At 37.0% G+C, this 26,095-nt stretch carries 19 protein-coding genes, 2 tRNA genes and 1 pseudogene; 8 read left to right on the top strand and 14 right to left on the bottom strand.

Translation table 11 applies throughout. The features are described from left to right. Nucleotides 1-168: 168 nt before the first annotated feature. Nucleotides 169-1,410, bottom strand: coding sequence for a DUF2087 domain-containing protein (locus tag CEV08_RS05605; protein WP_100130726.1), 1,242 nt, complete (start codon nucleotides 1,408-1,410; stop codon nucleotides 169-171). Nucleotides 1,411-1,423: 13 nt separating this feature from the next. Further along, the gene (locus tag CEV08_RS05600) at nucleotides 1,424-2,095 is read right to left on the bottom strand and encodes a hypothetical protein (protein WP_100130725.1); all 672 of its coding nucleotides are present in this window, start codon (nucleotides 2,093-2,095) and stop codon (nucleotides 1,424-1,426) included. Between CEV08_RS05600 and CEV08_RS10140 the strand changes: the two genes are divergently transcribed. Next, nucleotides 2,094-2,216: a hypothetical protein gene (locus tag CEV08_RS10140; RefSeq protein WP_280109578.1), complete on the top strand. Its 123-nt coding sequence runs from the start codon at nucleotides 2,094-2,096 to the stop codon at nucleotides 2,214-2,216. The genes CEV08_RS05600 and CEV08_RS10140 overlap by 2 nt on opposite strands. A 68-nt stretch (nucleotides 2,217-2,284) precedes the next feature. Here CEV08_RS10140 and CEV08_RS05595 read toward each other — a convergent pair whose 3' ends face one another. From CEV08_RS05595 to CEV08_RS09965, 6 genes are all read right to left on the bottom strand, one after another. Further along, nucleotides 2,285-3,478, bottom strand: coding sequence for an MFS transporter (locus tag CEV08_RS05595; RefSeq protein ID WP_100130724.1), 1,194 nt, complete (start codon nucleotides 3,476-3,478; stop codon nucleotides 2,285-2,287). Then, a complete protein-coding gene (locus CEV08_RS05590; RefSeq protein ID WP_100130723.1) occupies nucleotides 3,475-4,665 on the bottom strand; it encodes a hypothetical protein in 1,191 nt (396 codons plus the stop codon). Before CEV08_RS05590 ends, CEV08_RS05595 begins: the two co-directional genes overlap by 4 nt. A 65-nt stretch (nucleotides 4,666-4,730) precedes the next feature. Then, complete coding sequence (locus tag CEV08_RS09535; protein ID WP_180753559.1) at nucleotides 4,731-4,880, bottom strand: hypothetical protein; 150 nt, start codon at nucleotides 4,878-4,880, stop codon at nucleotides 4,731-4,733. 513 nt (nucleotides 4,881-5,393) lie between these two features. Next, nucleotides 5,394-6,482, bottom strand: coding sequence for a DUF3792 family protein (locus CEV08_RS05580; protein ID WP_100130721.1), 1,089 nt, complete (start codon nucleotides 6,480-6,482; stop codon nucleotides 5,394-5,396). A 1,333-nt stretch (nucleotides 6,483-7,815) separates the two neighbouring features. After that, complete coding sequence (locus tag CEV08_RS09530) at nucleotides 7,816-8,160, bottom strand: hypothetical protein (protein WP_180753558.1); 345 nt, start codon at nucleotides 8,158-8,160, stop codon at nucleotides 7,816-7,818. A gap of 29 nt (nucleotides 8,161-8,189) precedes the next feature. Beyond that, complete coding sequence (locus CEV08_RS09965) at nucleotides 8,190-8,387, bottom strand: hypothetical protein (RefSeq protein ID WP_245407048.1); 198 nt, start codon at nucleotides 8,385-8,387, stop codon at nucleotides 8,190-8,192. Nucleotides 8,388-9,167: 780 nt separating this feature from the next. Here CEV08_RS09965 and CEV08_RS05555 point away from each other — a divergent pair. The 3 genes from CEV08_RS05555 (at nucleotide 9,168) to CEV08_RS05545 (ending at nucleotide 13,488) form a co-directional block, all read left to right on the top strand. After that, entirely contained in the window at nucleotides 9,168-10,355 is a 1,188-nt protein-coding gene (locus CEV08_RS05555; protein WP_100130718.1) for a multidrug effflux MFS transporter, read from the top strand. A gap of 269 nt (nucleotides 10,356-10,624) precedes the next feature. Then, nucleotides 10,625-11,356, top strand: a complete 732-nt coding sequence (locus CEV08_RS05550) for an alpha/beta hydrolase (protein WP_100130717.1) — start codon at nucleotides 10,625-10,627, stop codon at nucleotides 11,354-11,356. Nucleotides 11,357-12,681: 1,325 nt separating this feature from the next. Continuing rightward, nucleotides 12,682-13,488 carry an N-acetylmuramoyl-L-alanine amidase gene (locus CEV08_RS05545; RefSeq protein WP_100130716.1) on the top strand — a complete coding sequence of 269 codons (807 nt, stop codon included), beginning with the start codon at nucleotides 12,682-12,684 and terminating at the stop codon, nucleotides 13,486-13,488. Nucleotides 13,489-15,368: 1,880 nt separating this feature from the next. Here the strand turns inward: CEV08_RS05545 and CEV08_RS05540 are convergent. Beyond that, nucleotides 15,369-16,580: a porin gene (locus CEV08_RS05540; protein WP_100130715.1), complete on the bottom strand. Its 1,212-nt coding sequence runs from the start codon at nucleotides 16,578-16,580 to the stop codon at nucleotides 15,369-15,371. A gap of 315 nt (nucleotides 16,581-16,895) precedes the next feature. Between CEV08_RS05540 and CEV08_RS05535 the strand changes: the two genes are divergently transcribed. Further along, nucleotides 16,896-16,986 (top strand) — tRNA-Ser (locus CEV08_RS05535). 1,609 nt (nucleotides 16,987-18,595) lie between these two features. On the opposite strand, the gene CEV08_RS05520 is transcribed toward CEV08_RS05535, so the two are convergent. After that, a complete protein-coding gene (locus CEV08_RS05520) occupies nucleotides 18,596-19,813 on the bottom strand; it encodes an MFS transporter (RefSeq protein WP_100130712.1) in 1,218 nt (405 codons plus the stop codon). Beyond that, the gene (locus CEV08_RS05515; RefSeq protein ID WP_100130711.1) at nucleotides 19,810-20,292 is read right to left on the bottom strand and encodes a hypothetical protein; all 483 of its coding nucleotides are present in this window, start codon (nucleotides 20,290-20,292) and stop codon (nucleotides 19,810-19,812) included. The genes CEV08_RS05520 and CEV08_RS05515 overlap by 4 nt, the downstream gene beginning before the upstream one ends. Before the next feature lie 2,353 nt (nucleotides 20,293-22,645). On the opposite strand from CEV08_RS05515, the gene CEV08_RS10195 reads away from it, so the two are divergent. Together CEV08_RS10195 and CEV08_RS09960 are read left to right on the top strand one after the other, a co-directional pair. Further along, complete coding sequence (locus CEV08_RS10195; protein ID WP_348602891.1) at nucleotides 22,646-22,951, top strand: DUF488 family protein; 306 nt, start codon at nucleotides 22,646-22,648, stop codon at nucleotides 22,949-22,951. Nucleotides 22,952-23,328: 377 nt separating this feature from the next. Then, nucleotides 23,329-23,530, top strand: a pseudogene (locus CEV08_RS09960) (helix-turn-helix transcriptional regulator). Between the two features lie 98 nt (nucleotides 23,531-23,628). Here the strand turns inward: CEV08_RS09960 and CEV08_RS05495 are convergent. The 3 genes from CEV08_RS05495 to dapB all read right to left on the bottom strand — a co-directional run bounded on the left by CEV08_RS05495 (nucleotide 23,629) and on the right by dapB (nucleotide 25,291). Beyond that, a tRNA-Leu gene (locus CEV08_RS05495) sits at nucleotides 23,629-23,713 on the bottom strand. Nucleotides 23,714-23,829: 116 nt separating this feature from the next. After that, entirely contained in the window at nucleotides 23,830-24,450 is a 621-nt protein-coding gene (locus tag CEV08_RS05490) for a 2,3-bisphosphoglycerate-dependent phosphoglycerate mutase (protein WP_100130710.1), read from the bottom strand. 28 nt (nucleotides 24,451-24,478) lie between these two features. Then, entirely contained in the window at nucleotides 24,479-25,291 is an 813-nt protein-coding gene (gene dapB, locus CEV08_RS05485) for a 4-hydroxy-tetrahydrodipicolinate reductase (RefSeq protein WP_100130709.1), read from the bottom strand. A 226-nt stretch (nucleotides 25,292-25,517) separates the two neighbouring features. On the opposite strand from dapB, the gene CEV08_RS05480 reads away from it, so the two are divergent. Continuing rightward, nucleotides 25,518-26,095: phage tail tape measure protein (locus CEV08_RS05480; protein WP_245407047.1), on the top strand; the 578-nt coding region annotated here is incomplete at its 3' end.

The following is a 26,095-nucleotide window of genomic DNA, read 5'->3' as shown; positions in this document are numbered from 1 at the left end:
TCCCATTGCATTTCTTAAGGTAGAGGGTGCTCTCATCTTCATAGATTGTCAACATGTGAATGAAATGAATAATTTTATAAGTTTTTCATGAAATTATATTTTTTGAGTGGAAGATTATGCATTTGCTTGAAGTATAGAAGAAAGACGATTGCATTAATTAATCTTCATTTAGCGTATGCGCTGATATTTTCCCCCATGGCGTTGTAAAAATCCTCTCTCAACGAGGGTGCGTCGTGATCTGGCAAAATCGACCGTAAAGAGGTTGCATATCTTGGAAACTTCCGTTTCGCTATAGATTTTTTCCCTTTGAAAGGCTTCTGCAATTTTTGTCAGCATTTCTTCTGTTTCTAAATGGCGGTCGCTTAAATTTTCTCTCTCCTGCTCATTTTTACTTTCGAGCATTTTCCACGGTGTCTCTTCCGTTTGAAATCCTGCAGTTGTATTTTGAATAAGACCAAGATTCAAAAGACGATTGATCGATTTGTGAATAGTTTTGGCATCACAATCGACAGTTTTTAGGATATCAGAAAGATTTTTTGCACCAAGGATAATAGCAGCGTAAACAGTGCGCAGTGTTGGTGAAGTCATGGCAGAAATCAGTGAATTACGGGTATAGCGTTTGTGTAGAGTTTCTTGTCCCATAGGCAAAAGATCGTTGCGAAGGGGCAGTTCATTGATCTCGATGAGTTCTGCTTGGAGTGATTGTGTGCGTACAATTTGCTCAGTAGGGGTGCGTTTGCGAATAATACCCAGACCACTTTGGCGATATTTGTGGTTTTCGGGGAGGGTTAAAGCTTCATAGGAGCCATCAAGGCGGTAGAGAATTTCTTCCCACAAAGGGGTTCTGATGCGTCTAACCCGTTGAGCGCCATTAAGAGCAACGGTTGTTGTCATGGTTGGTTCATGCAAACAGAGATAACCACCAGCACTGATATGTTCCCAAAGTGTGGTAACAAATCGCACATCATCTGCGGGTGTTCCAGCATCAATCCAAGCAAAATCTATTGGTCCCCAAGATTTGAGAGTTGCATCATCGAGAGAGAAAAAATTCTCATTCATAAATGTTACAGTGTCTTTTTCAATACGCTCGTCTTGGAGCAGTTTTTGCCATGCTTCTTCGGCCGACTGACCTTCCGCTGAAAAATCATCAATGGTGATCAAGCGTGGTTGATAATTCTCAAGAACACCAGAGGGGTCAAGCAAAGCTGTACGTTCTTCCCAAGGAGAGGATTCTAAAAGTTTTTTATCCTCTTCCCATGCTTGTTTTGCTTTTTGCAGTGCTGTCGCAATCAAGCGCGTGCTATCCCCCGCACCGATTTCAAGGACTGTGCGTGGTCTTGCCATTTGAATGAGTGTGTAAATAAGCTCAATACTGTTTTCTGTTCCCATACCAGGTCTTATCAGAGGCATCTTTTGATCCTTATCATTTTACCAAGCGTAGCATTCCCGCTTTGATAAAAAATATTGTTGTTTGTTCTATGGGGTGTTGAAGATGTATTTCTGTTGTGGCTTTTTGCAAGAGAGGTTTGGTTTTTTCATTCAGCCGGATTGTGCGTCCATTAAGTTGATTAATGGCAAGGGACCCGAGAGGAGAATTGACAATACGACATGTTGGTTCTCGTAAAAGCGCTGTTGCATGATCTTTTGAAAAGGCTTGTTGATCTGTTTGAATGAGACCGTGTCGTAGCAGTGATATCAAAAGATTGTCTGCGTCAAAAAGGCAACCATTGAGTTTGATTTCTTTCAAGGATTGGACAGAACAGCCCTCATGAAGCGCTGTAAATGTTAGAAAATCAAATCCACCAAAGGCAGAGCTTTTTGTGGAAACAACGGTGATCGGTTGTATTTGACGTTTGCCAATGAGTGCCGGTTTATTTTTTATTATCTGTACATCTTTTTCCCATTGAACGTGTGCTAGGGAGTCTAATTTGCGTGGGTAAACGGCAAAAGAATTGATTGCTATGGGTGGTGTGGGTTTTTGTAAGGCAAGGGTGTGGATGTTTTCATTCAAGTCATGTTGCAGGGTTTCTGCTAATTGCCATACATAACCGCCTGTTCCATGGTAAAAATTTAAGCCTATAGGATCTTGTTGCATGATGTTATCGGTTTTTTCTTTAAAATATCAAGTTTTGGCAATGGATGCTCGCTGGGGTTGTTCGTTCCGTCATATGAGAGTGGTTTATCAAAATCACGTTGGTTGGTATGAAGTTGCATGATTTGATCGGATGGTGATCGTCATGCCATTTTGGGGCATGTTTTTTAGGAGACAAGATGGTAAAGTTTGTTAAGCATTCTCCCATTCCTTTTTTTGCAGAGCACTGTTGACGATACAGCCTAATATGCCGGTGATCATGGTAATGATGCTGATGATAAGGAGTGTGTATTGGGTGTGATGCACTTTTATAAAACCTGCACTGATAAAACCAATGCACACGGCTGTTTGTAGGATGAAAATATAAGCGGGCATTTGACTGTTTCGTTGTTCTTTTGGGATCGCTTTCATCATAAAACTTGCCATGAGTGCATTTTGTACACCGTTGGCACTCCCAAGGATAAAAAATGACAGCATCATGAGCCATATAAGCGGTGTTAAGGAAAAACAGAAAATGGCCAAACCAATGGTTGCGGCAGCCAGTGATGCTCCAGCGGCATTGCCAAGGCGGTGGAAAAGGCTAGAGAAACAGAGTGGACCAACCACAAGGCCAAGACTGATCATGCTGCTGATCATTCCATAAGTTTGTGCACTGAAGGATAGCTCGGTGCGGATGCGGACAATCGACAACACATTGAGGGTGGAGGTGAGGATGATGGTAATGATGAGGGGGGAAAGAGCAGAGACAACCTTTTTTTTACCCAAGAGCCCTTTTAAGTCTAGTCCCTTTTTGGTTGGCTGTGTTGTGCTTGTTGTTGGCACATGCATTTTTAAACTTTTAAAACAGCATGTGGTGATTAAGGCGGCACAGAGAACCATGATGGATAGTGCAAAGAGCCCTTTTTGCCCGTTTGATAAACCATACAACATGCCTCCTAACAGTGGTCCAGCAATATAGCCAAGATTACGGACTGTTTGGATAATGCGGTTGATACGGTCTAATTGCTGATCATTTTTTGCGAAGTCGGGCACGGCAACAAGGATAGCAGACCAAAAGAGTGAACCTGCACACCCCAGTGCGAAAGAAAGAGCAATATAAAACCAAAACTGGTTGGCGATTGCAGCAACGGCTATGAAAAGTGCTTCAAACAATAAAACAACAGTCACTGTGTGCGCTGGCTGGAAGTGATGCAAAAGACGCGGGGCAATGGGACCTGCGCAAATTCCTCCTATAAGCCCTGCAAAAAGCAGCATTGAAATGGAGGCTGTACTTTCTGCTAAGTGTAAAGCAAAAGTGATTTGAGTCGTTTCATCGGCAAAGCTGCTTAAGCCCAAAACAAGAAAAAGTCCTATTTGGGCGAAAATTATGGATTTTTTCTTTGTCACAATGCCCCCCAAGATGCTAAAGCTTTTACGGCTTTTAAAATTTCCTCCTGCGCATATCTGTAGGATTTATCATTTAATTTTGCTAAATCTAATTTTTTTCCGGATGAAAGTTGGGAAAGGAAGCTCTCTAAATGAGAGCTATACTCGAAACTGGCACAATGCCCATTTGCCGCGATGAGGAGTTCTTTTGTTTCTAGTAATGGTACCCATTGGAGGGTCGCGAGTGGGTGAAGAGTGATTTCACTTTCAATTTCGGAGACGTCAATAAGGGGACGACCGACACATAAACGTGAACTTGTATCGCAAATTAATTGAGAAACAAGCATATGGCGTTTTAAGGTACCATGTGCGATGGCAGAGTTTAGTGCGGAGTGCTGAAAAGCATTATCAGGGGTTAAATTTGCTCTTCCTGATGTGCGGATATCATGTCGCGTTCGATTATCAAGATGGAGTAAATGCGTGACATAATCTCTATGGTGTTGTGCATCGTGTGCTGTTTCCCAAAAAGCGACATTGATATTTACAGCAATCTTTTCTCCCGTTTCGGCAACATGGAAGGCATCATGGGGAAAATAGGCAACTCGGTCTGTCAGATTTTGCAGCGCAATTGCTGTTGTTTTATGTTGCTCATATTCAGGATATTTTAGCCCTTGGAGGTCTCTTCGTGTGCTAGGCCAAGCAAACATTGTTTTGCCATCCTGTAGCGTAAAACCAAAATTATGGGCGTGATCCACATGGACCCCAACATAGGTAGAAGCATATCGGCCTATGAAGCAGTCAATATCCACGCGTCCACCGGGTCTAAAACCTAAAGAATGAGCTAATTGATCTGCAAACTGTTTTGCTGCATCCCACAGTGCAGGGGTCGCAGCGTATAACCCATAATACATGACCGCCCATTCTTGCCCTTCGGCATATTGATCAACGCGGGCAGTATATTCTTCTATAGTCCTATCCGTGTCTAAAACAAGAAAGTTTGGAAGAGGATGCGGGCTTCGCACGCCATTAACCACTGTTATGACTTCGGATTTAGGATTAAGAGCTAAGAGTTTACGAGGATGTAGAGCGTATTGCCTTAGAGCATCCAACACATCCCTTTCACTGAAAGGGATGTGTGAAATTGACAATTCAGCCGCTTGCTTGGCCCAAACTTTTTGAGCAAAGCCCTCTGAAAATAATTCAAACATGTCATTAAATATGCTTAATTTTCTAAAGTTTGATGGATAAGCAGATCTGTATTAACAATACATTCTTAAACTTCCAGCGAACCATTCATATCAAGTTCATCTTGATACACTTGAACATCGCTGCGCTGAGCGTATTTACTCCCTCCCCTTACTGGCTCAATCTCTTCAGAAGCTAACTCAATAACATCTTTTACTTCATTAAGTGAAATATTCATATATTCCTCCCCTTACTAATTGATAAAAATACATGATAATTTAAATGAAAAACCACCACATTCTAACACGTAGCATGGATTTATTTTCTTGTCAAATGCTATGTTTATTTAAAATATTTCTTATTTTTTGAGGTTATATCATTGTTGTTTTGAGAAATTTTTTAGCAATATGATTGATGTATGATATCAGCTTTTTTTTTATCACAAAGAGATGTATGATTTTTCTGCTATTTCTTTTGAAAGGGTACACATTGCCTTATAAAAAAGTACTATAGATTTTTCTTAAAAAGATAGGTTGTTCTCTTCGAAATTTTTTGATTTTTAGGGGAAATGAGCATATTATCGTTCATTTCAAGTGTTCTGCTTTCATGTTTGAACTTCGAAAGACTTGTGTTTGGTATCGCAAGAGAGTGTATTAGCTGCCATGTTATACAAAAAATCTTTTCAAGTAAGTGTAAAAAAAGCTGCACATTCTGTACAGCTTTTTCTCGGTTTGCTTTAAAGGTCAAAGTTTTAAAACTTAAAAGAATCCTTACGGCTTTTGTAGCCATAATAACCACAAACACTGGAAATTATAGCACCTATTAAGCTTCCTAAAAAGCCCCACCATCCCATGTTGGAGGCTGTATTCGTGACTTTTGTGGCTGTATTTTTTGCGCCCTTGATGGCATCTTCAAGATTATCAGAAAGGCTTTCAGCCCGTTCTTCAAGTGCTTTTATTGCTTTTTGCGTTTTTTCCTCTGCGCTTTGATAGAGTTGAACAGCATGGTTGGCTGCTGTTTGTGCATCCGTACGGCTCATGCCATCTTTTACGAGCGCATTGATGATATCGCTTCGATTAAATTTTGCTGTGAAATCTTCTACACGATCAGAAAGGCGTTCACCAAGATTTTTCAATGTGGTGCGGTAGTGAGAAGGATCATTTTTAAAAGCGATTATCGCAGAACCAATATCGTTGAGAGCAGCCTGATAGGATGTTTTTAAGCGCTTAGGATTGAGGGCAGGAATGTTGCTTTTATGAAGAAGAGTGCGCAACTCACTGCCAAGTTGGTCAAAATTGATGCCATTGTCGCTGTTTTTTGTCAAAAAATTTGCAAAATCTTCGCTTTTTAATTTTGTCAATAAGGGGGAAATATTTGTTTTGAAATTGTCTATGGTCTTTTCGATCATGGAGCTATTTTCTAGGGCGGTTTTAGCCCCTATTTTTGCTGTGCTTGAAACCATATGGATGGCTTGGAGGGTCATCAGTAGTGTTATGAGAGCCCAGGTTAAGAAACCATGAAGAGCTCCAGCGGTTTCGGCAAAACGTCCAGCGACAAAACCTCCCAAAGCAAGGCTTATCAGCATAACGATAAGAGAACCAATGCCAAAGGAGAGGAAAAAGCCTTCAAAAGGGCTTGAAGAGGTTAAATCCATTTGGCTCAAGCCTAATGCTGCTACCAGAAAAGAGAGGCAGATTGAGGTGGCAAGAGCTGTTAGCAGTCCGGCAAAAATGGCAGACCATGAAATGGGTGTTTGAAAAAAAGGATATTCTGTCTCTAGGGATTTATGCCCTAGAAAATTTGTATCGAAAGGTGTGTTTTCAGGAATGCGGGTTTCCATGTTTTTATCTCCTTAAATATGCTGGAGATACAATGCTTTATTGTCAATTATGTTCCAAAATAGATGGATAGCCGCTAAAAATGAATAAGAAAAAATGCTTTAACGTTTGTTGTGAGAAACATTTGTTATGAAAGCAAAAACTTTGATAAACAAACAATTCGAAAGATCTGGTTTACGCTTAAGGCAAGATGTGTTCGTGTGATCAGTTTATCTCTTATGAGACAGAATAATTTTTAATGGCATCTCGTGTCGTGGGGTTGAGAGAAGCTGTTTAAGCTGTTGCTTGTGCTGTAGGCTGTGGGGCGCATGGTGGGCTGCAAGATCTCAATTGTTCGATTGCGGTTTTTTTGTTCTTGAGGTCTCTTAGGGGTGAGGAAAACCGAATTAATCAAAGTTTAAAGAGTGTCTATCCTTAAAAAATTGATTTTCTTTTTATGTTTTTGTTTAGAGCTATATTCATGGAGAATGTTGTTTGAGCGTCTAAAATACAAAGAGATTAAGTATTTTTTTAAACATCATGAGCGGGTTACGCAAAATGATGTCATATGCTTGTTCACTCAGGGCTCTGTTGGACAATTTGAAAAGAGTGTTTGCATGACAAAAGATTGTTTTCATGACAATGTTTTGATCAACATACGAACAGCGGCGGCAAGGGGGATATTGATGTTTTAGGCGCATATTGATTGATCATCCTGCATCTTATAGAGATGCGTACACTTCTTACTTTTTTATTATGATTGTTTTTGTGTGAGGATTTTTTGGGTCGTTGATAGTGTTCTTTGTGTTTGAGGATAAAAAGTAAAATTTTGTAGATGTTGTTTGCTTTTTTCTAAAAAATCATGGTTGCTATAATTTTCGTCTTGATACACTGCTTTGGTGACAAAGAGTATGTTTTGATGATCAGAAAAATATTGATGAAGCTCTAATTTAAAAATCTCATTCAGTAAAAAGGGAGGAAAGTCGTTTGATGTTACGCTTTCCTCCTTGTTATTTTACTTAGAAAGAATGCTCGAAAATTATTTCAATCTTTTAAGTAAAAATTCTCAACACCAAGAGGGCAGATTCAAAATTTTTGAGGCAATGTCTAAAAATTTTAAGATTATATCCAAAATTGGCTTTTTTGCTGTGTCTTCAGTTTTAGGAAGAGATGTAATATGCATATATCTTTATGGACTATTTTGTACCAAGGTAGTGTAATTTATAATGTTTATGTGAATCGGTATCTTAGAAGGATTATATACTGTTGCATCTGTAACAACATATTGGTTTATAAAGATAATATAGCGTTATTCAACTTGAATGAGAGTCCTAAAGAACATAAAATTCTTTTACTTCAAACCTGCTTATCTTGAATCAACCAAAACCGCTCATTTGCATATAACCAGTGGGATGAGTGTGTGGATAAAACTGTATAGGCAAGGTAAAAATGGCTCTCTATGAACGCTCTCAAATGCCAAGGGCTTATCGCAACCCACGGGCTGGCAAAGTGTGTGATAGTGCCGGTTTGTTTCTTCATAAGCGTAAAGATGGTGGCGCTCAATGGATTTACCATTATTGGTGTATCGTCGCTAAAGATTTCTTCTTTTGCGTTTTTTATATCCTTTGTTTCAAATATATCTTTATAAAAACTGTTTTTGTCTTTCTCTAATATAATGTTGCTGAAAATACAGACATTCATTATTCTTTCTATGTGTATTTGTATGCTCTTTAGATTTCGTGGGTCAAACTTTCGATATAGCTTGTGAATGGATTTTTCCAAGCCATTTTGATGTTGTTAATGATGCTGATTATTTTGTCGAGCACTTCTTTTACTGAGGAATCCAAAATATCTTTGATCTTTGAAAAGTCACGCTGATCAAGTTTGTTAACCCTATCATAAGACCATTCTGAAAGACAGGTAATCATTTCTATTGTTTGCTTGATCCCTTTCTTTTTGCTTATGGCTCTCAAGTCTTTAATTTTTGCACGTCATAAACTGATCTTCAGTCTATGTTTGTCCTTCAACTGTAAGAGGGATCAGTCATGGAATATGTGTTATTTCTCTTCTACACATTCATAGCGCCTATGAATCAATTATATATAATTTCTAATTATATCTTATTTTTCAATAAGTTATACAGTTTTTTGATTTTTTGTCTTAAATAAAAAATTTTATGCAATGAGCAAAATATATTGGATTTTTGGGTGTTTTGCAGAAGAGCCATTATACTCTATGATTTGGTAGACCTAAACTCTTTACAATAATGGTTTATCTTGATAGGCTCTCCAAGCTATTTTTGTGTTATACGCTGTTTTTATACCATAGGGTTTTTGGGGTAGAGACGTCAGAGATTGTTTTTCTGCTTTGCATTTTATCGATCAACTTTGATGAATCGTGTATAGAAAGTGGCATTATTGCTGTGGAGAGAGTGTGTGCTTTTGCTTATGATATTGATGAAAAAAGAAGCGGAAGATTACAGCAAAGTGTATGTTAAAGAAAAGCTTATTCATGGGGTAAATTTTTGCCTGTGAAGCATGTAGAATAAAATTTTATTGATTAAAAAAATAATAGAAATTTAATTTGATAAAGTAAAATAATAATACTTTTAATTATGATTATTTATATATATAAGAAAAAGTGTAATTATATCTGTTATTTTTAATTGATTATATTCAATCTATAACTTTAAAAGTGTAACTTTATTTATGAATCGTAAATATACTTTGCCATTTATTATACTTATTGTGTGTTTATCGACAGGGGGATTGATCTCTACCGATATTTTTTTACCAGCACTGGCAGATATGCGTCAGTATTATCAAGTGACACAATCTCAAATTCAAAGTGCAGTGGCTATTTTTTTGTTTGCATTGGCACTTGGACAGCTTATTTATGGACCGCTGAGCGATAATTTTGGGCGTAAAAAAACACTTCTATTAGGCTTATTCTTGTGGTTATTTACGACAATTGGGGTGATTTATACGGTTCATATTCACGCTTTTCTTATGTTACGTTTTTTACAAGGTCTTGGAGCTTGTGCGGGACTTGTCTTAAGTCGTGCGATTATCAATGATTTACTGGATAAAAGAGCAGCAGGAAAACTTTATTTGATTGTTTTCCCTTTTATTGGAATGTCGCCAGCACTGGCACCTTTTATTGGTGGACTTTTGATACAAGCTTTTCATTGGCAGGCGACTTTTATCTTTTTAAGCTTTTTTATCTTTTTGACCATTTTTCTGTGTTGTTTTGTGCTCACTGAAACTTTGCCTCTCCAAATGCGACAGAATTTTTCTCCGGTAGGATTTATGAAGGGATATTGGGGCGTTCTTAAAAATAAACAATTTATTTTTTATGCACTTATTCCGTGTTTTTCTTACGCTGCCTATTTTGCTTATATTGTGGAATCGCCTTTTTTGCTCACGACTTTAGGTTTATCGCCAATACATATTAGTTATAGCTATATTGGTGTTTCATTGCCCTATATTTTAGGAAATTTTTTGGCGCGATGGTTTTTTGAACGCGAGTCTATGGAAAAGACCGTGGGGAGAGGGTACGTTATTTTTGTGATAGGTGGTATGCTGTTTGCTTTGCAAATGTATCTAAGCCCATGGCCCCTTGTGACAAGTTTTATGGCTATTGCTGTTCTTACTTTTGGCAATGGTTTTTTATTGCCGTTAGGGACAGCGCTGGCTATTTCATCGCATCCGAAAGCTGCAGGAGCGGCTTCTGGTGTTATGGGCTCTTTGCAATTAGGAAGTGCGGCACTCAGTGCAGCGGTTATCGGAAAAATCTCTGGTCATAGCCCACGGGCTATGGCAACTTTGTTAGCAGTGTGTTGCATGATTGGTTTTATCATTTATATTCAAAAAGCGCGTCATTTTATGACTTCATAAATAAGCTGAGTGAAATGATAGAGAGTATTGTACAAAAATATTTCTGATATTTTACACGAATGGGGACTTTCTTATTGAATGATTTTTTATTCAGTTGTTTGATTGAGTGGGGGTAAAATTGATCATAAGTTTCGTTTGAATTTGGCAAATTAGTTGTTCTGGGGGACTTTGTGGGCGTAGAGTTTCAACATACGTGTATTTTTATGACATTTTGGGGAAGGCGTTTTGGCTCTCATGCATTTTTTGAAGCAAGAGGAGGAATCTAATCAATGAGCCTTCCTGTTGTTATTCTGTCTCCTGTAATGCCCATTTGGGATGGAGGGGCTTTTTGTTCTTCATTGACAAAGCTTTGCGCGATGAAAGGGTTTCAAGTGATGCTGCTGGATACACTCTCGCTTTTTCCTAAGAGCGCTCATTTTTTCAATCATTCTGCTATTGAAACTTTATCTTTTATGGTAGAAAAATTGGACAAATCTTTTAAAAAGCCTACGGTGCTTGTGGGATTTTCTATGGCTGGCATATTGGTACAAATATTGGCAACACGGCTTCCCAATGTTCAAGCGGTACTTGCTGTAAATGCACCTGGCTATCCAGATAAGCTTTTGCAACAGCGCCTTGGAGATATTTTGATTCACTTAGAAAATAATGATTTGTTGGGCGCTTTGGAAACACTTAATATTTTTATGCATCCTTCTGGCGTTGTGAAAAAAAGAGTTGCCTTGGAAATTCCACAAGATCAAAAAAACATGGCTGTTGAACGCATGACAAGAGGATTTAAACTTTTATTGGCATTGGATGCTAGAGATGAGATTGTTAAGTATAGGGGGAAGTTTTTAGCGTTGGTGGGTGAAAAATCGCAACTTGCAACGGTTGATAATCAAACAAAAAGCCAATGTGTTAATCATGAATATCGAATAATTTCTGGGGCAGGTACCCGTTTGTGGGATGATAATCTCGTTATGACGAATGCAATTGTTAGCGAATGGATGGAAGGATTATAAAAAAGACAGTTCTTGTGCTACCTGTGTGAGGGGCAAGAGATTAGAAATCCGTGAGGGGGCGTGAAGGTCTTAGAGCTATTTTGTCCATTAAATTAGCTTATGGTGATATGAGGTAGGAATATTGGAAGCAGGAAGGGGATTATCTTCCCTCAGGAAACTTGGTAAAAAACTCCGGAATGTGATGCTCTTTTGCTTGGTGCTATAACAGATCAAAGAGAAGCAGAAAAATTCTTTTCTCCTCATTTAAGAGAGTGTCAATCTCCATATATTTCTTCTGTTGTGACAAAAATTAGGTCTGTTTATTGATAGGCGTTCCATAAGACACACCATTGGTTCTCAATAGTCTTTTCATTTTTATGTTATCAGCAAAAATAATGAAGGTTTTTATGCTGGATTGGATTTTAGGGGTATCCTTTTCTAGTCCCAAATATTGCAATGGACTTTGCTATTTAGATTAAGAGGATAAGATATATGCATCTACAATGCTGTTTTTATCTATCATGAGAAGTATTCTTTTTTTTCAGTGATTTTTATCACTATGTTCATTTTTTGATGTGCAAATGAAGGGCTTTTGTTCATTCAATATCAGAAGATTTAAGATAAAAGAAATTTGACTGTGTTCGGCTCTTCCATTCAAAAGGCACAACAAAGATTAATGGTTATTATAAATTAATATGTTATCTTTTATTTAAAAGCACATGAACGATATTCAGAGACTTTGTATTCTGCAAGCTTTATAAATAATCAGTATTCTTTAATAAATCAGAAAAAGATGTTGTGAAAAGACAAAAAGCAGTGCCATTGACAGAAAAGCTTTGCAAATTTCATTAAAAAATATGTCCATGAAACGTTGATTGGGAATGTATGCTGTTCAGTTGTCTGATCATAAATTGCTGTAAGAGCTCATAAAGTTTTCCTTTATGCTTTTGTGCCGATTGCATGATAGTTTGGCGTTTACTTCAGGGGGATATTTCTCAATTTTTTATAATAGAAACAGCAATTTTATCTGTGAGAGGTAAAGATTTAAGACGTGATTGTTTTGTACGCCTTTATTTTCTTTTCAATTGATCATTGTGTAGGGAGTTTTGGGGGGAAATATTTGATGGGGTGGGTTGGTGGATGTTGTCTAAAACATTTTATGTCTGTGTGGGGAGAAATAAAAATGTGTCTTGATTGTTGATAAGAGTGTTGATGTTTTTAATAAACAAATTTTTGACGCAATTGTTAGTATCTAAATGATATATTCATTGCATTTTTTCAACAGTTTGTGTTTTATCTGTTGTGATAGGCGGTGGTTTTTTAAAACGAAAAAGAAAGAGCTTTTTATGTATCGGATTGATTACAACAGTTATCGTTCTGTCAAGGGTTTTAATCGTCGCGTTCATTTTCTTGTTATGCATTATACGGCTATTGATTTTAAAGAATCAATCATGGCACTTACAGGAGAAAAGGTTAGTGCACACTATCTTGTTCCTGATCCTTCAGAGCAGACATATCGTGAGGCAGGATTCAAAGATATGTGTATTTTTAATCTGGTTGATGAAAGTGAGCGTGCGTGGCATGCGGGTGTTAGTTCATGGGCAGGGTATAGTCGTCTCAATGATACATCTATTGGGATTGAAATCGTTAATTTAGCAACGGGTTGTTCTTCTGCTTCAGAAGAGACCGTTGGATTAGTGGATGATCATAATGGGGCATTTAGCTTTCCTCCTTATAATCCAATACAAATTGATGCCGTGAAAGAGCTCGCATTGAATATTCTTCAACGGTATCCTGATATTATGCCAACGAATGTTGTTGGGCATAGTGATATTGCCATTGGAAGAAAAAGTGATCCGGGAGCAGCTTTCCCATGGAAAGAACTTTATAATGCAGGTATAGGGGCATGGTATGATGATGACCCCAAAAGTCGCTATCAAGAGCAATTCTCTAAGAGCCTTCCCTCCAAAGAAGAGGTTTTGGCGAAGCTAAAATGTTATGGGTATGATGTTTCAGCCGTATGTACTGAAATAGGATACAAAAATTTGATCCGAGCTTTTCAACTTCACTTTCGTCAAGAAAATTATGATGGGGTTCTAGATGTTGAAACAGCGGCAATTCTTTATGCATTGGTTGATAAATATTTTTCGTAAATTCGATCCGTTTTTATTAAAAGATATTTTATGATGGCTTGTAAGCGCTGCTTGCGTCTTAAGAGGGAGCTTCTGCTTATTGGCTTCATGTAATATAAGAGCATTTATTGTTTTAAAAATCGTATGGAGAGTATAGCGCGTTTTGTAAAAATGTAATTCTATAGAGATTCATAGCTTGCAGAGATTTAAGTTTTATTGTTTCTTTATCTTATATTATTCTGCTTTTTTTAAAATGTGCACAGTGAAGATATTGTGTCTAATGGGGGCATGTTCCTCGTATAAGATAAAATACCTTAAACAAAATGGACTCGTGTTGTATGTATCCTTATTTGTTTTAAAATATTTTTTGATGTGTGTTATTTACATGTTTTATAATGGGCATGCGTTAAGAGTATAAAATCTTCTAGGAGGTGTGTCGTTTATTGTACATGACCATCCTTGCGCTTAATAAAAGCGTAAGGGAGCACCATTATATGCAACATCTTAATTTTTCTTGCTCTCAATGTTGCACGACAGCTTTTGACAATTATTGAAACGATTCATAGCATTTGTCGTTTTTGTATTTAGTTTTTATTTATACACTAGTCCCCCTTGTGATGTGCAAAAGAGATGATTTTGATTGATTAACGAGAATGGGGGAATATGAGAGATATTCAGATCTCTTAATCCCAACCTACAAAACAATAAACTATCTCATTAATGGAATAATGATTTTAAGAAAGACAGGGCTGTGATTAGCTTTTGGTAGGATTTTATTCTTTAGAGAGCAAGGAGGACAATTCATTTTTTGAAGATATATTGATTTTAGCTTTTATGACTTTAGAGGATATTGGCATCGTTTTGATGATATGTTTCTTGATGATCAAGATTTTTAATATGTTGCAGTGTTGCTCATTCATGCGTTTGTTTTAAAGAGATATCTTGCTTTCAAGTCCATTTAACGCCAGTACCTGTGAATAGTATATGTAAAAGTTATTGAGCACTGCCTCTTTATGCTTTATAAAAAAGCAACTTGGTACCATCATACAGTTTACAAGCCTATCACAATCCTTCATTCTTGAAAGCTCTCATTATAGGCATGTGTTGTCCTTTTTAGTATATTTTGGTTCATAGGGTCTATCCGCTTGTGGATGTGCAAGCCAAGTGATTTTCATTGATTCAACATGGAGAGATTTGAAGTGAGAAAATCTTACGAGAGGGTCTCAATTACGTTGAAGAACGGTGAATTATCATTACAAATTAATATTCTATCTTTTTTCAATATTTTATTCTGTGATGCTATAAAACAGCATCATTGAAAATAGTGATACAGGAACATGAAAGATATAACACTCGATTTTAAATATTAAAAAAATAGAGAGTGGAAAATATTGGGGATGGGATTTGTCTGCAGAGTTTTAGCTTTATACAAATGAATCATAAGCAATCAGCCAAGTGTTCTCCTTAGAGCAATCGGATTATTTACAAAATGATGAGGGTAGGAATCTTTATTCTTCAAGAGAATGATGCGCTTCCTTGTTTAGTGCAGATCAACTGAATTTCAAGGTAAAGCTTAGTCTGAGAAGATTATGCCTTAAATTAAAAAGGTTCGGTGTAAATTAGCAAAAGAAAGATCAATTGGGTGATAAAGCAATGGAAACACACGCTTTAAAGAGCACGGGAGAGATTGCTTGAATTGATGGGTAGTGGCCTGTGTGAAGTCATTTTATCAAACTCATACGGGTTAACTTTTTTTGAGACTATTTTTGTGAAACTAAGTCGTTTTTATTAGAACAATTAAGAAAATAAATACTAGAGAAAGGCTGTTCATGATCTTTGATTTCAAAAATAAAAACTGGCAACTTTAGTTGCCAGTTTTTCAAAGCTGTATCTGAAAAAAATTAGAATGAACGCTGTAAACGGATCATACCTTGGAGGGCACTTTTTCCATGGAGTAAATGTTTTTCATGACCATTTGCATCCTTTAGAACGCGGTCATCGTTCCAAGAAACATAAGTCAATTCAGGTGTAATCACAAATCCTGGAACCAGCGTGTATGCAATATTTACAGATGTTGCAAAGGTTTTCACAGCACTATAAGAAACTTGAGCATTCAAATTTGCCTTTGGCGTGAGTTTGTATGTGGCACCTGCCCAAGCAGCCCATTTACCACCCCAGTTTGCATAAATTGTTGTGCTTGTTCGTGACAATTCATTATTTGCATTTACTGTGTAGTAATCAAGACTATTTTTATAACCAGCCATTACCCATAGGTTGAAACGGTCGTTGATATTGAAATCTGCACGTACTTTTCCAGCCCATTTTTTGTAGTAAGCATCATAGGCAGCAACTGCTGAAAAACCACCCCATTTTTGCATAAACTTTATACCCAAAACCACATTGGGTGTGTAATTTTTAATTGCTTTACTTGGACGAGTATCGTTCGTGACAGGAATAAGTGTACCATCTTTTTCAATGTAGAATCCTTTGGTGTCTCTCGTCTTTACTTCAGGAAGAGTATCTGCATTATTACCTAATTCAGCTCCAATAATGGCAGAAAAGCCGGAGTCGCCATTAAAGGTATAGGAAATAAAATTGGTGCGTGTTGTGCCGGCAGGTGCTACACTGTCATCATTGAAAACATTTCCATAACCACCAGTCCAGCTATTGAAGATGGTATCGTCAAGACCTACACGAAAACCACCCAATTCAATGTAAGCAGCGGAAAGTTTTGCACCAGATCCATCATTACCTTTACCCCAGCTTGAGAAAATTCTCGCATATGAACGAAGGGTTCCCATTTCTGTTTCAGAAGCGGCTTGGAAAACAAGGGTAAGCCGTGATGATGCACCATAAGTTTTATTTTTATTTTTCAGTTCGGTTTCGGTTGTTGCATCGATATTATCACCACCGATAAAATCCGCACGAACGTTTCCGGACAAACGCATGCAGGTTTCTGTTCCAGGGATATAAAAATATCCTTTGCCATAGGCATCACAAACGCGAATATATTCTACAGGTTCAGGTTCGGCAACAACTTTTGAAGCAGCATGTGCTCCAGAAATTGCTAAAAAAGCTGCTGTAGAGCTTAAAAAGAGGGATTTAATATTCATATGGGATCTCCAAGGTCCGTTTAATTTTCTGCTAAAAGAACATCATTTGCCTCATCTATTAAAGACAAAGACATAAGTAAAATACGCGGTACTTAATCATCCTAGCTATACTAATCTTTTTAGAGTTTCAAATATGAAATGACATTTTTGTAATGTATCCATGTACTATTCGAGCAGATGTGCTAAAAAAGACACAATTTTCGCTTTGTTCATTTTTGATCGCTATGAAGTCAATAACGGAAAAACAATCAGATATTTGGGAAAAAAATCGAAAATGTCTTGAACTTTTTATTGAGACCATTTATGCAACTCCTTGGAGAGGTGGCCGAGTGGTCGAAGGCGCTCCCCTGCTAAGGGAGTAGGGCTCAAAAGGCTCTCGAGAGTTCGAATCTCTTCCTCTCCGCCATTTATGATGATTCCCTCTGCCATTTATAATGAAATGAGTGCCTTGTATAAAAGTTCAGGGATTTTAAGCCCTTTAGATTCTTTTAATTTATTTTTTTATCCTATTGCGAGTCTTTTTGTCGTTTTTTGATTGCTTCTATTGCGAGACGTTTACGATTTGTGCGCTTTGTGTAAAGCGATGCCATATTTATCTTATGTCTAGCCAAGAAGTGCTTTCATGGCAAAATCTTAGGCTTTTACATTCGCTGCGTGTGTTGCTGCTTGTTTTCTTATTTCTTCATCTTTGTGTTGATTTTTTTTATATCTGGCTGCATTCCATACTTCATGAAATAAGTGGCAGAGGCTTTTTTCTAATGGTGGAAATTAAAGCAAAACCAATAGGGGACATTTCAAATCCAATCGGTTTTATGCAAATCGCCATGACAATTTATATTAACAGTTGTTTGACCGGTTGTGGAAAAAAATAATTTGAGAAAGTCAAAGGGCTTATTTCAAAATTTCGAATGGTTCTGTTGATAAAGAAGGCAAAACTTTGTTGTCGCATCACATTGATGTTTCATATTTGGGAGGCGAAGGATTGTTTACGGATTTTTATGAATATAGGAAGCCGTACGAACGCTTATTAAGGGGCAGTAGGTCGTCAAGTGAGATGTGTTAGGGATGCTGTTCCATAAAGTATTTTATATCCCTCTATCTTGCCAATCTATTGACGGTAATATTTATTGTTTCATGTCGTTGTTTGGCTGAGCTTTTGTTTTTCTATGGCGTGTCAATCAATATCGACTTCTAGCACAGCAGCATATGTAAGATAAATATTTTAAGAGGGGTGACTGCCTTAGCTATTGTATCAGCTTTTATCGGCCAAAGAGAAAAGAAAATATTATAATTTGTGAGAGAATGATTTCTAAAAATAGGAGGATCATTTAATTTTAAAAAAACATCAAAGCAAAAAAGATGAAAATCCGTTCCCATCTTATCATCATCTTATGCGTTCAGTTTTACAACTTTTACAAATCTTTAACAAACGTATCCGTTCAAGAATGGAGATTATGGGCTTTTCGTTTTTGTTTATCCCGTTTGGGATTACACCCTCTTAATATAAAAAGAATATTCTAAGCAGAATATACGCGTGTTGCCAATTTATGCACTGGTTTTGATATCCCTCAACATTCCCAAACTCATTTTGCAATGGTGCTTGTGAATGGTATAATACACAAAAGCTTTCATGAATAATATAAAGCTTATAGAGCATATCATTTTTATACTTATGAGAGAAATAAGGCGGCATATATACTTTTCTCCATCTTGCTATAGTTCTTGACTATGAGCGTTCATAAGGGGACCTCTTTCCTTTCTAAATTGTTTTTAACTATACGGTTCTTTCCGCTTATGATGTGCAAGAAAATGATTTTTATTGCTTTAAGATAAAACAGATTTGAAAAAATCTTACGATATTTGAGTTTGGTGAATGATCATTATAAATTATTGTTTTAGGGATGGGGTGTCTGTTGAAAGCGAGATGTGTCAAGGGTCTAAAGAAGCTTAGATCCGCTTTTAAAACAAAATCTTTTAGAAAAAATATAGGTGATAATTTTATCGTGTTCCTCTCATCAAGACTTTTGAGAGTGCTTCATCCCTTTCATGATGATCAAACCACACATGAAAAAAGTAAAGGTTGGTAAGATGAGGTAATAAGATGGAGAAACTTTTGCAGGAAGAAAAGAAATAATACTTAATACGGTAATTGAAAATATTCTTCCGCTAAAAGATACAGCACCGACAACACCAGAAATATGTTGCGTTTGTGTTTGGTTTAGTTCTGAGAAAAATAAGCTTTTTGCTCCTATGGGTACAGTGCAAATAAATCCATGGATTAAAGAGAAGGCAATGACGGATGCAGCCGTTTGATGGCTATGGACTAAAAAATAGAGCGCCATGCACATAAGGGCAGAAAAGAAGGAAAAATACTTTATAGAATTCTTATATTTTCTATCAAGAACATGATATTTAGACATCAGTAAATTTGAAAAATATTGTGCTGAAAAGGCGCCAATATGACAGCACATCAAAACGAACATTTGCGAACCGTTGAGGTGATCAATTTTTCCACCTGAAAGTATAATTGGTTGCCAGAAATGATAAATAATTTGAATACCAGCGCTAAAAAGACACATGAGGGAAATAAACCACACTCCTCCCATGGTATTTTGAAAGATCCACAGCGTTTCTTTAGCATTTTGCAAGATTGTTTTGGTTTTGTGTGTTTCAATGGCCGATTTCTTTTCTTCAGGAACAATAAGGAATATTAAAAAAATAGCACTCATCATGAGGCATGAGATAATATATCCCATAAAATATTGCCCAGAGTAATAGATCGTTCCAATGCCTATAATCCCACTGAAAATACTCCCGAAAGAATTAACCTGGTGATAAAGATGCGCATAATGCGAAAAGTGATCGTGTTTATCGCCAAGAGAATGGTAAATCCATCCGTCAATGGCGCTGACAATGATGCAAATGCCTGTCGCATAGAGAATTTGTGCAATAATAAGCGCCGTTATATTGGGGGCTTTAAGGCAGAGAAGATAAAATACTCCCGTCATAAAGACACCGGCGATAACGGAATATTTACGCCGATATCTGTCTGCTAAAACAGCGCAAGGAAAATCAAGCAGTAGAATAGTTGTGGAAAAGACAACTTGAAGTAGCGCTAATTGCGCGAGACTAACCCCCATAGACATTAAAAAAATTGCATGATAGACACCAATGAGCATGCGTACTGCATTATAAGCGCCATAGGTAAGAGCAAGAGTGCGTGCTCTGTTCATTGTGTTGTTCCATCGATTGTACAATAAGAATTCCCACTGAAGAGCACCTTTTTCTGTGAAAAGTTAGCGGTTTCATATCCCCATCTAGGGATCAGTGGAAAGCTGTTTTTCATAACCACACTAAAATTTAAAAGGCGTCTTAGTCTATAGGGGGCTTCAAAGCGTATTAATGGGAGGAAATAATGCAACTTTAAAGTGATTATGATGCGCAACATAAGTTCCATAAATGAGATCGCCATCTTTTGAGAAAAATTGCTTGTGGTGCTGTTGTTTCCATAGCAATCATTTGGTTGAGATCTGTAAAATGCCTCTGAGGCAGTAAGACCATTGACATGATCAGAATTTATAAAGGCTTGTTTATTTTTTACACACCATTCATTCATGATCCATAGTCCTAGCTGATTAGGTGAAAGAGCACAAATGATCCCAAAATCAGCTTTGGGTAATTTTTTGATATCTTTTTTTATACTTATCAACATTTGTAATCTCCCCATTGCTCTCTAACTGTTTTTCTGTATCAATTTACATCTAAAAAGTTGTTTTCAGAACTCATCTTTACTTTATTTATTAAAAAATTGCCTCACAAGGATTGTTATTTTGGCCACATCATTACGATTAAGAATTAAATTTCGCATACAAGAGGAAGGGGGATTGCATGATGCATCGTGACTCAATACATAAATTTCATTATATCCTGAAATGACAATTTCCTTTTGCAAAACGGTATCCTTGCTCGATGAGCCTTCCTTTGATTATGGAAATGACACTCTAAAAGAGCCGCTTATTGAAGATATTTTTTAGATATTACAGACAAAAAAATAGATCAAAACAAAGAAATCAAACCTATAATGAAAGCTTTCATCTCATGATGAATAATGGCGAATTCTAAACTTCATCTAGTGTTTTTTCGATCTACTGCGCTGTAAGAAAGATCAAACTCCTCCAATTCATGCCTCTCACTTATATCCTTAATCATAAATATTCTCTAGCTCACTGCCAAACGGTATCTTTTTACGAATAACAATACATACTGTCTTTTCAAATTATAACGTTGCTTATTTCGTATCCCCGCTGATTTAATCAACTTTTCTCTCAAAAAATGTTGCTTGAGAAAAATGCGTCCTATGAGTTTAATACTCTATGATCTTCTCATTAATTTAAGGAAGATAACATAAAATAAATTCTAAAAAATGAATAAATTTCAATTTTCGTAAAAAACATAATTTTTTACTGCTTCTGCTAAAAAAATTCTATTAAAAGTAATCTTTATACCACTCAATACCATTGATTGATTTGTAGCGTTAATTCTTTTTAGTTCACGTATAAAGTGATAAAATTTATCCCATAAAGATATAGCGCTAAACACAAAATTTTATGACTAATCTATTGAATAAATTATTTTTTATAGCTTTATTTATTTGTAGAATATTTCATTGGTGTATAATTTATCTCTTTTTATTTTAAGATATTTTGTACGAGAAGATAGAAAAATATTTACAAAAAAATTCTTTTAAGAGAAAGCTTATTGTTTGTCATATTTTTGCATGCGTATCTTGTGTCTTTCTTATATGATTATAGTGGGGTCGATGAATTTTTTTGTTCAAAAATCATTAAGGAACGGGATGAAGCTGTTTAGAAATTGGATTCAGTTGAGTTTGAAAAAGCACATGCCGAACGGGGATGGAATGATACAATGGCGTTATGAGAGGTAACGGTAGAGGATTTGGAGAGAATAGCTCTTGAACAGTAAGGTCTCTCTTTGGCTTTGCTGAAAAAGATGCCAAACAACTTCCTTATAAATATGAGGTAACTCAAAAGCGAAACGCTGCAATTTTTAAGCGGATCGAGAAGTTTTTTACCCCATTTGAACATGTTAAGAAAAAAAGAAGCCTTTCGAGGGTTAGACAAAGCCGATAAGCTTAAGGATCAATCTCAGTCATTCCATACTTTAGAAGTGAATTCTAATCATCATGAACATGTTGATGAACTCAATAAAGAACTTGAAAGGCTCAATTGCGAAGTTGATAATTTAAATAACAGGCTTCAAAATCTGAAAAAAATATCGCGATAAGGAAGCAGAAAGTTGTTCATCAATGCAAATGGGGAGAAATGCATGAGATGATGAACAACGATTTCATTGAAAAAGGAATGAACGGTGGGATTTGCAATAGTACTCATCATATCCATTACAGTTATTATAGGGACTCTTTGTTTTTTATGTAACAGGAACTGTGAAAGAGCGGAAAGAGATCGATGGAAAAGATATAAAAACGCGCGGGAAACAGGTCACGAAAATGAAAAATAAAATGAGATCAATATGATAATATAAGAAATATAAACACGGTATAAAACACTTTAAAAGCCAGATCATAAGCTTTTGGGGGGCTCTTTAGCATTTGACAAAGAACCTAGAGTTTTAGTGCGTGAAGAAGCGATGGTCTTTTCGTCAAAGGACGATAGGATAATCTTCTGCATATTCATTATAAATATGGCTTTAGGCTCTGTTCCTTAGGTGTTAGGTAAGCGACAATAGAGAGTTCGATATCTTTATTTTATACGTCTTTTGATCGTTTTTATGGTGATATGTTTTTCGATAGTTTCTCCGATTTATCTTCTGTTGAAATTGGTAAAAGTCTGTACTTCTTGGTGTGGAAGACAAAATCATAGAGCTCTTAGATCAAAAAAATCCTATCTTTGTAGAAAGGATTTTACGATAAAGTTTTCCAATTTATTGCACACGAGGCTGTGGTCGTGTTTCTCAGATTTTTAGATGTTTTATCTCAAGAGGCGTTAGCAGACTTCAAATAATGTTAGAAGTTATTTGCCAAGGACATGATTTATAGAGGAAATAGAGCAAGAGATGCAAAAGATTTCAACATAAGCTGCTTGATGTTATGGGGGTGCTTTCTCCTCCCAGCACCTCTACTTTTTCGTATAAGGAAATTAAACGTTCCTAATATCAAACATACTATCCCACCGTCTGCTAAAGATGAAAAATTTTGCTTTTTTACCATTGGCTATGAGGGGAAATCCCTTGAGAATTATCTTAATTGTCTCCTGGAAAATAATATCAAGATTTTATGTGACGTTCGTAAAAATCCCATAAGCCGAAAATATGGATTTTCAAAAAGACTATGAGAGAAAGCTGTAAACAGTATTCATATTGACTATGTACATATTCCTGAACACAGAATTGCTTCTGAAAAACGACGAAATTTAAAAACACAAAAAGATTATGAACATCTTTTTGAAAATTAGCAAAATACAAAATTCAAGAACAATGCGCATGCAATAGAAAAATTATACAAGCTTTTTTGGGATAAAAGACGTGTTGCAATTACTTGCCTTGAAACTGAAGTATGTATGTGCCATCGGGGCAAAGTAGCCTTGGCTCTTACACAACTAAAGGGCCAAGAATATGAAATTAAACATATCTAACAAATAAATTTTCAATACAGAGGAGTCTCTTAGTAGCCCACTTATTGATATAACATAAATGCTAAAAAGGTCGTGAGATGATATTTGATGATGGCAATAGATATGTAACAACCCGTGAATGAGCACAGCTTTTTAATCTATTCACAACAACGATTTGCAATTGGATGCTTCAAGGGAGGTTTCCTCAACCCTATAAAGCGAGGGAGAATGGTGCGATGGAGAAAAAAGATAGTCGCTTTTACTCAAAAGAAAAATACGGAGCAAATAATAATAAACTAGGTAAAATTATATAAGCCACAAGAAATGGTCTGAAAGGCGGTCTATAAGCCACCATTTAAAGGAAAGTCTATATATTTTAATATGTTAAGGACAAAAAATGGTGCCCGGAAGAGGACTCGAACCTCCACGCCTTGCGGCACAGGTACCTGAAACCTGCGCGTCTACCAATTCCGCCATCTGGGCTTATAAAAAATCATCTAAGTGTGTGAAGCAATTCTGTCAATAAAATTATAGAACTTATTTTCTCCGTTTAAAATGATTGAATTAAATTTGGGGGAGGGCATCATGGTTTTGAAAATTTAAGGTGTGATGATTGTCTTTGATGAAATGGTTGAATCGGGATTAAAAGTGTAAATAATAGGAATTCCGGTCGCTAATTCTTGAGATATAATTTCTTCGCTATTTAGACCTTCAAGCGCCATAATAAGAGCACGAAGAGAGTTTCCATGCGCTGCGATCAAAACAGTTTGAGAACGCAAAATATGAGGTTGAATATGGTAAAGATAATAAGGCCAAATGCGTGCACCGGTATCGCGTAGGCTTTCTCCATTCGGGGGCGCAATGGTATAGGAGCGGCGCCATATTTGTACTTGCTCTTGTCCCCACTGTTGACGCACTTCATCTTTATTTAAGCCAGCAAGATCACCATAATTACGTTCATTTAATGCGGGAGTTTTGATCACTTCTAAGTCTGATTGACCCATTTGCTCTAAAATGTGCTGAGCCGTTTTTTGGGCACGCTGTAAGGCAGATGTATAAGCAATATCAAACATCAAACCCAATTCTTTTAGTTTTTTTCCTGCTGCTATCGCTTCTGCATGTCCTTTTTCTGTTAAATCAGGGTCTTTCCAACCCGTGAAAAGGTTTTTAAGATTCCATTCGCTTTGTCCATGACGGATGAGTACAAGTGTGCATCCCATTATAAATTGCCTCTATTCTATTGACGGTTTAAAATTCAGCGTTTAATCCCAAGACATCGAGCATTGAATAAAGACCATTTTCATGGTTTTTTGCCCACAATGCTGCTTTTAATGCGCCGTTGGCATAGATGGAGCGTTGTTGCGCTGTATGTGAAAAAACAATGCGCTCATGGAAACCGGCAAAAATGACACTGTGTTCGCCCACAACCGTTCCACCCCGTGAACTAGAAAAACCAATAGAGCCTTTTTCGCGTTTACCTGTATGGCCATTGCGTTCGTTGACACGCACATCTTGCAGCATAACATTGCGTCCTTCAGCCGCTGCTTGTCCAAGGAGAAGAGAGGTTCCAGAAGGGGAGTCAATTTTGTTTGCGTGATGCATTTCATAAATTTCGATATCAAAATCATCGGCCTGCAATGTTTTGGCGGCTTTCTTTACAAGGTTGGCTAGAAGATTTATTCCAAGACTCATATTTCCGGATTTAACAATTGTTGTATGTTTCGCAAAATCTGCAATTTTTTCTTCTTCTGTTTTGCTAAATCCTGTGGTGCCGATAATATGGACAAGTTTTTTTTGAGCAGCATAGTGAGCATAAAGAATACTGGCTTGGGGTCGTGAAAAATCTAAAATACCTTCTGTATTAGAAAAGGCCTTTTCAGGATCATCAGTGATGCGAATTCCAAGAGAATCTGAACCAATTAATGCACCGGCATCTTTTCCTACAAAAGCTGAACCTTTGCGTACAAGAACAGCACAAAGCTCTACATCTTTTCTCTGCCGGATTGCTGTAATGAGTTCACATCCCATTCTTCCATTTGCACCAACAACTGTAAGGCGCATTTCTTTCTCCTTATGATATTTTACTGCTTCGTAATATAGGCAAAGTTTTTTCTTTTTTCCAACCGTTCTTTTGCTTTATAGGAAAAAATCTTTCTACTTTAATTGATCCTGTTATGCTGTACAATATTGTTGTTTAGGTAAGGGACATAAGATCTGTAAATTTCACACAGAGATATTTTTTGTTATAGGGTGAGGCTTGCTTGCAACGCCTAATCGGGGTTCCCCATTGCTTGACCTTCTATTTCTCTTTGCGCCACTCCAACAACAAACACGCAAGCATTTTAAAGGGTGGTTTGACCCTGAGCATTTGAGCGAAGCAACAGCCCATGCAGAAAATGCTTATATTCATGTGCGTGGGCGCATGGTGGGGGCTGTTGCTCAAACCGCTAGCCTAATTGCTCCTCTTTATAAAGCCATGCAATTTGACCAATCAATGAAGGGTTTGGAAAAGGTTCTGGATGCCCCCCTTAATCGCTTAAAGGAATTGCGTCGTTTTGCTTTGGAAACCTCCACCAAAATTCCTCTCGCCGCCCGTGAAGTCTTAGAATTGATGACCAGTGCCAGCCAAGCAGGTATTGGTGAACAAGATCTCGAGGCTTTTAGTATTTATGCTGCCAAAGCGGCCGTTGCTTTTGATATGAGCGGGGATGAGATTGGGGAGCGCTTTGCCAAATTACGCAATGTCTTTAAGCTTAATCAGGAAGGTATTGAAGATTTAGGGGATGCCATCAACCATCTCTCTAACCACATGGCAGCCAAGGCCTCTCTAACCACATGGCAGCCAAGGCCAGTGAGGTTTCTGAT

The organism is Bartonella tribocorum (genome assembly GCF_002778015.1).
Classification (GTDB): Bacteria; Pseudomonadota; Alphaproteobacteria; order Rhizobiales; family Rhizobiaceae; genus Bartonella; species Bartonella tribocorum_B.
This window is presented reverse-complemented; position numbering and strand designations above follow the sequence as displayed.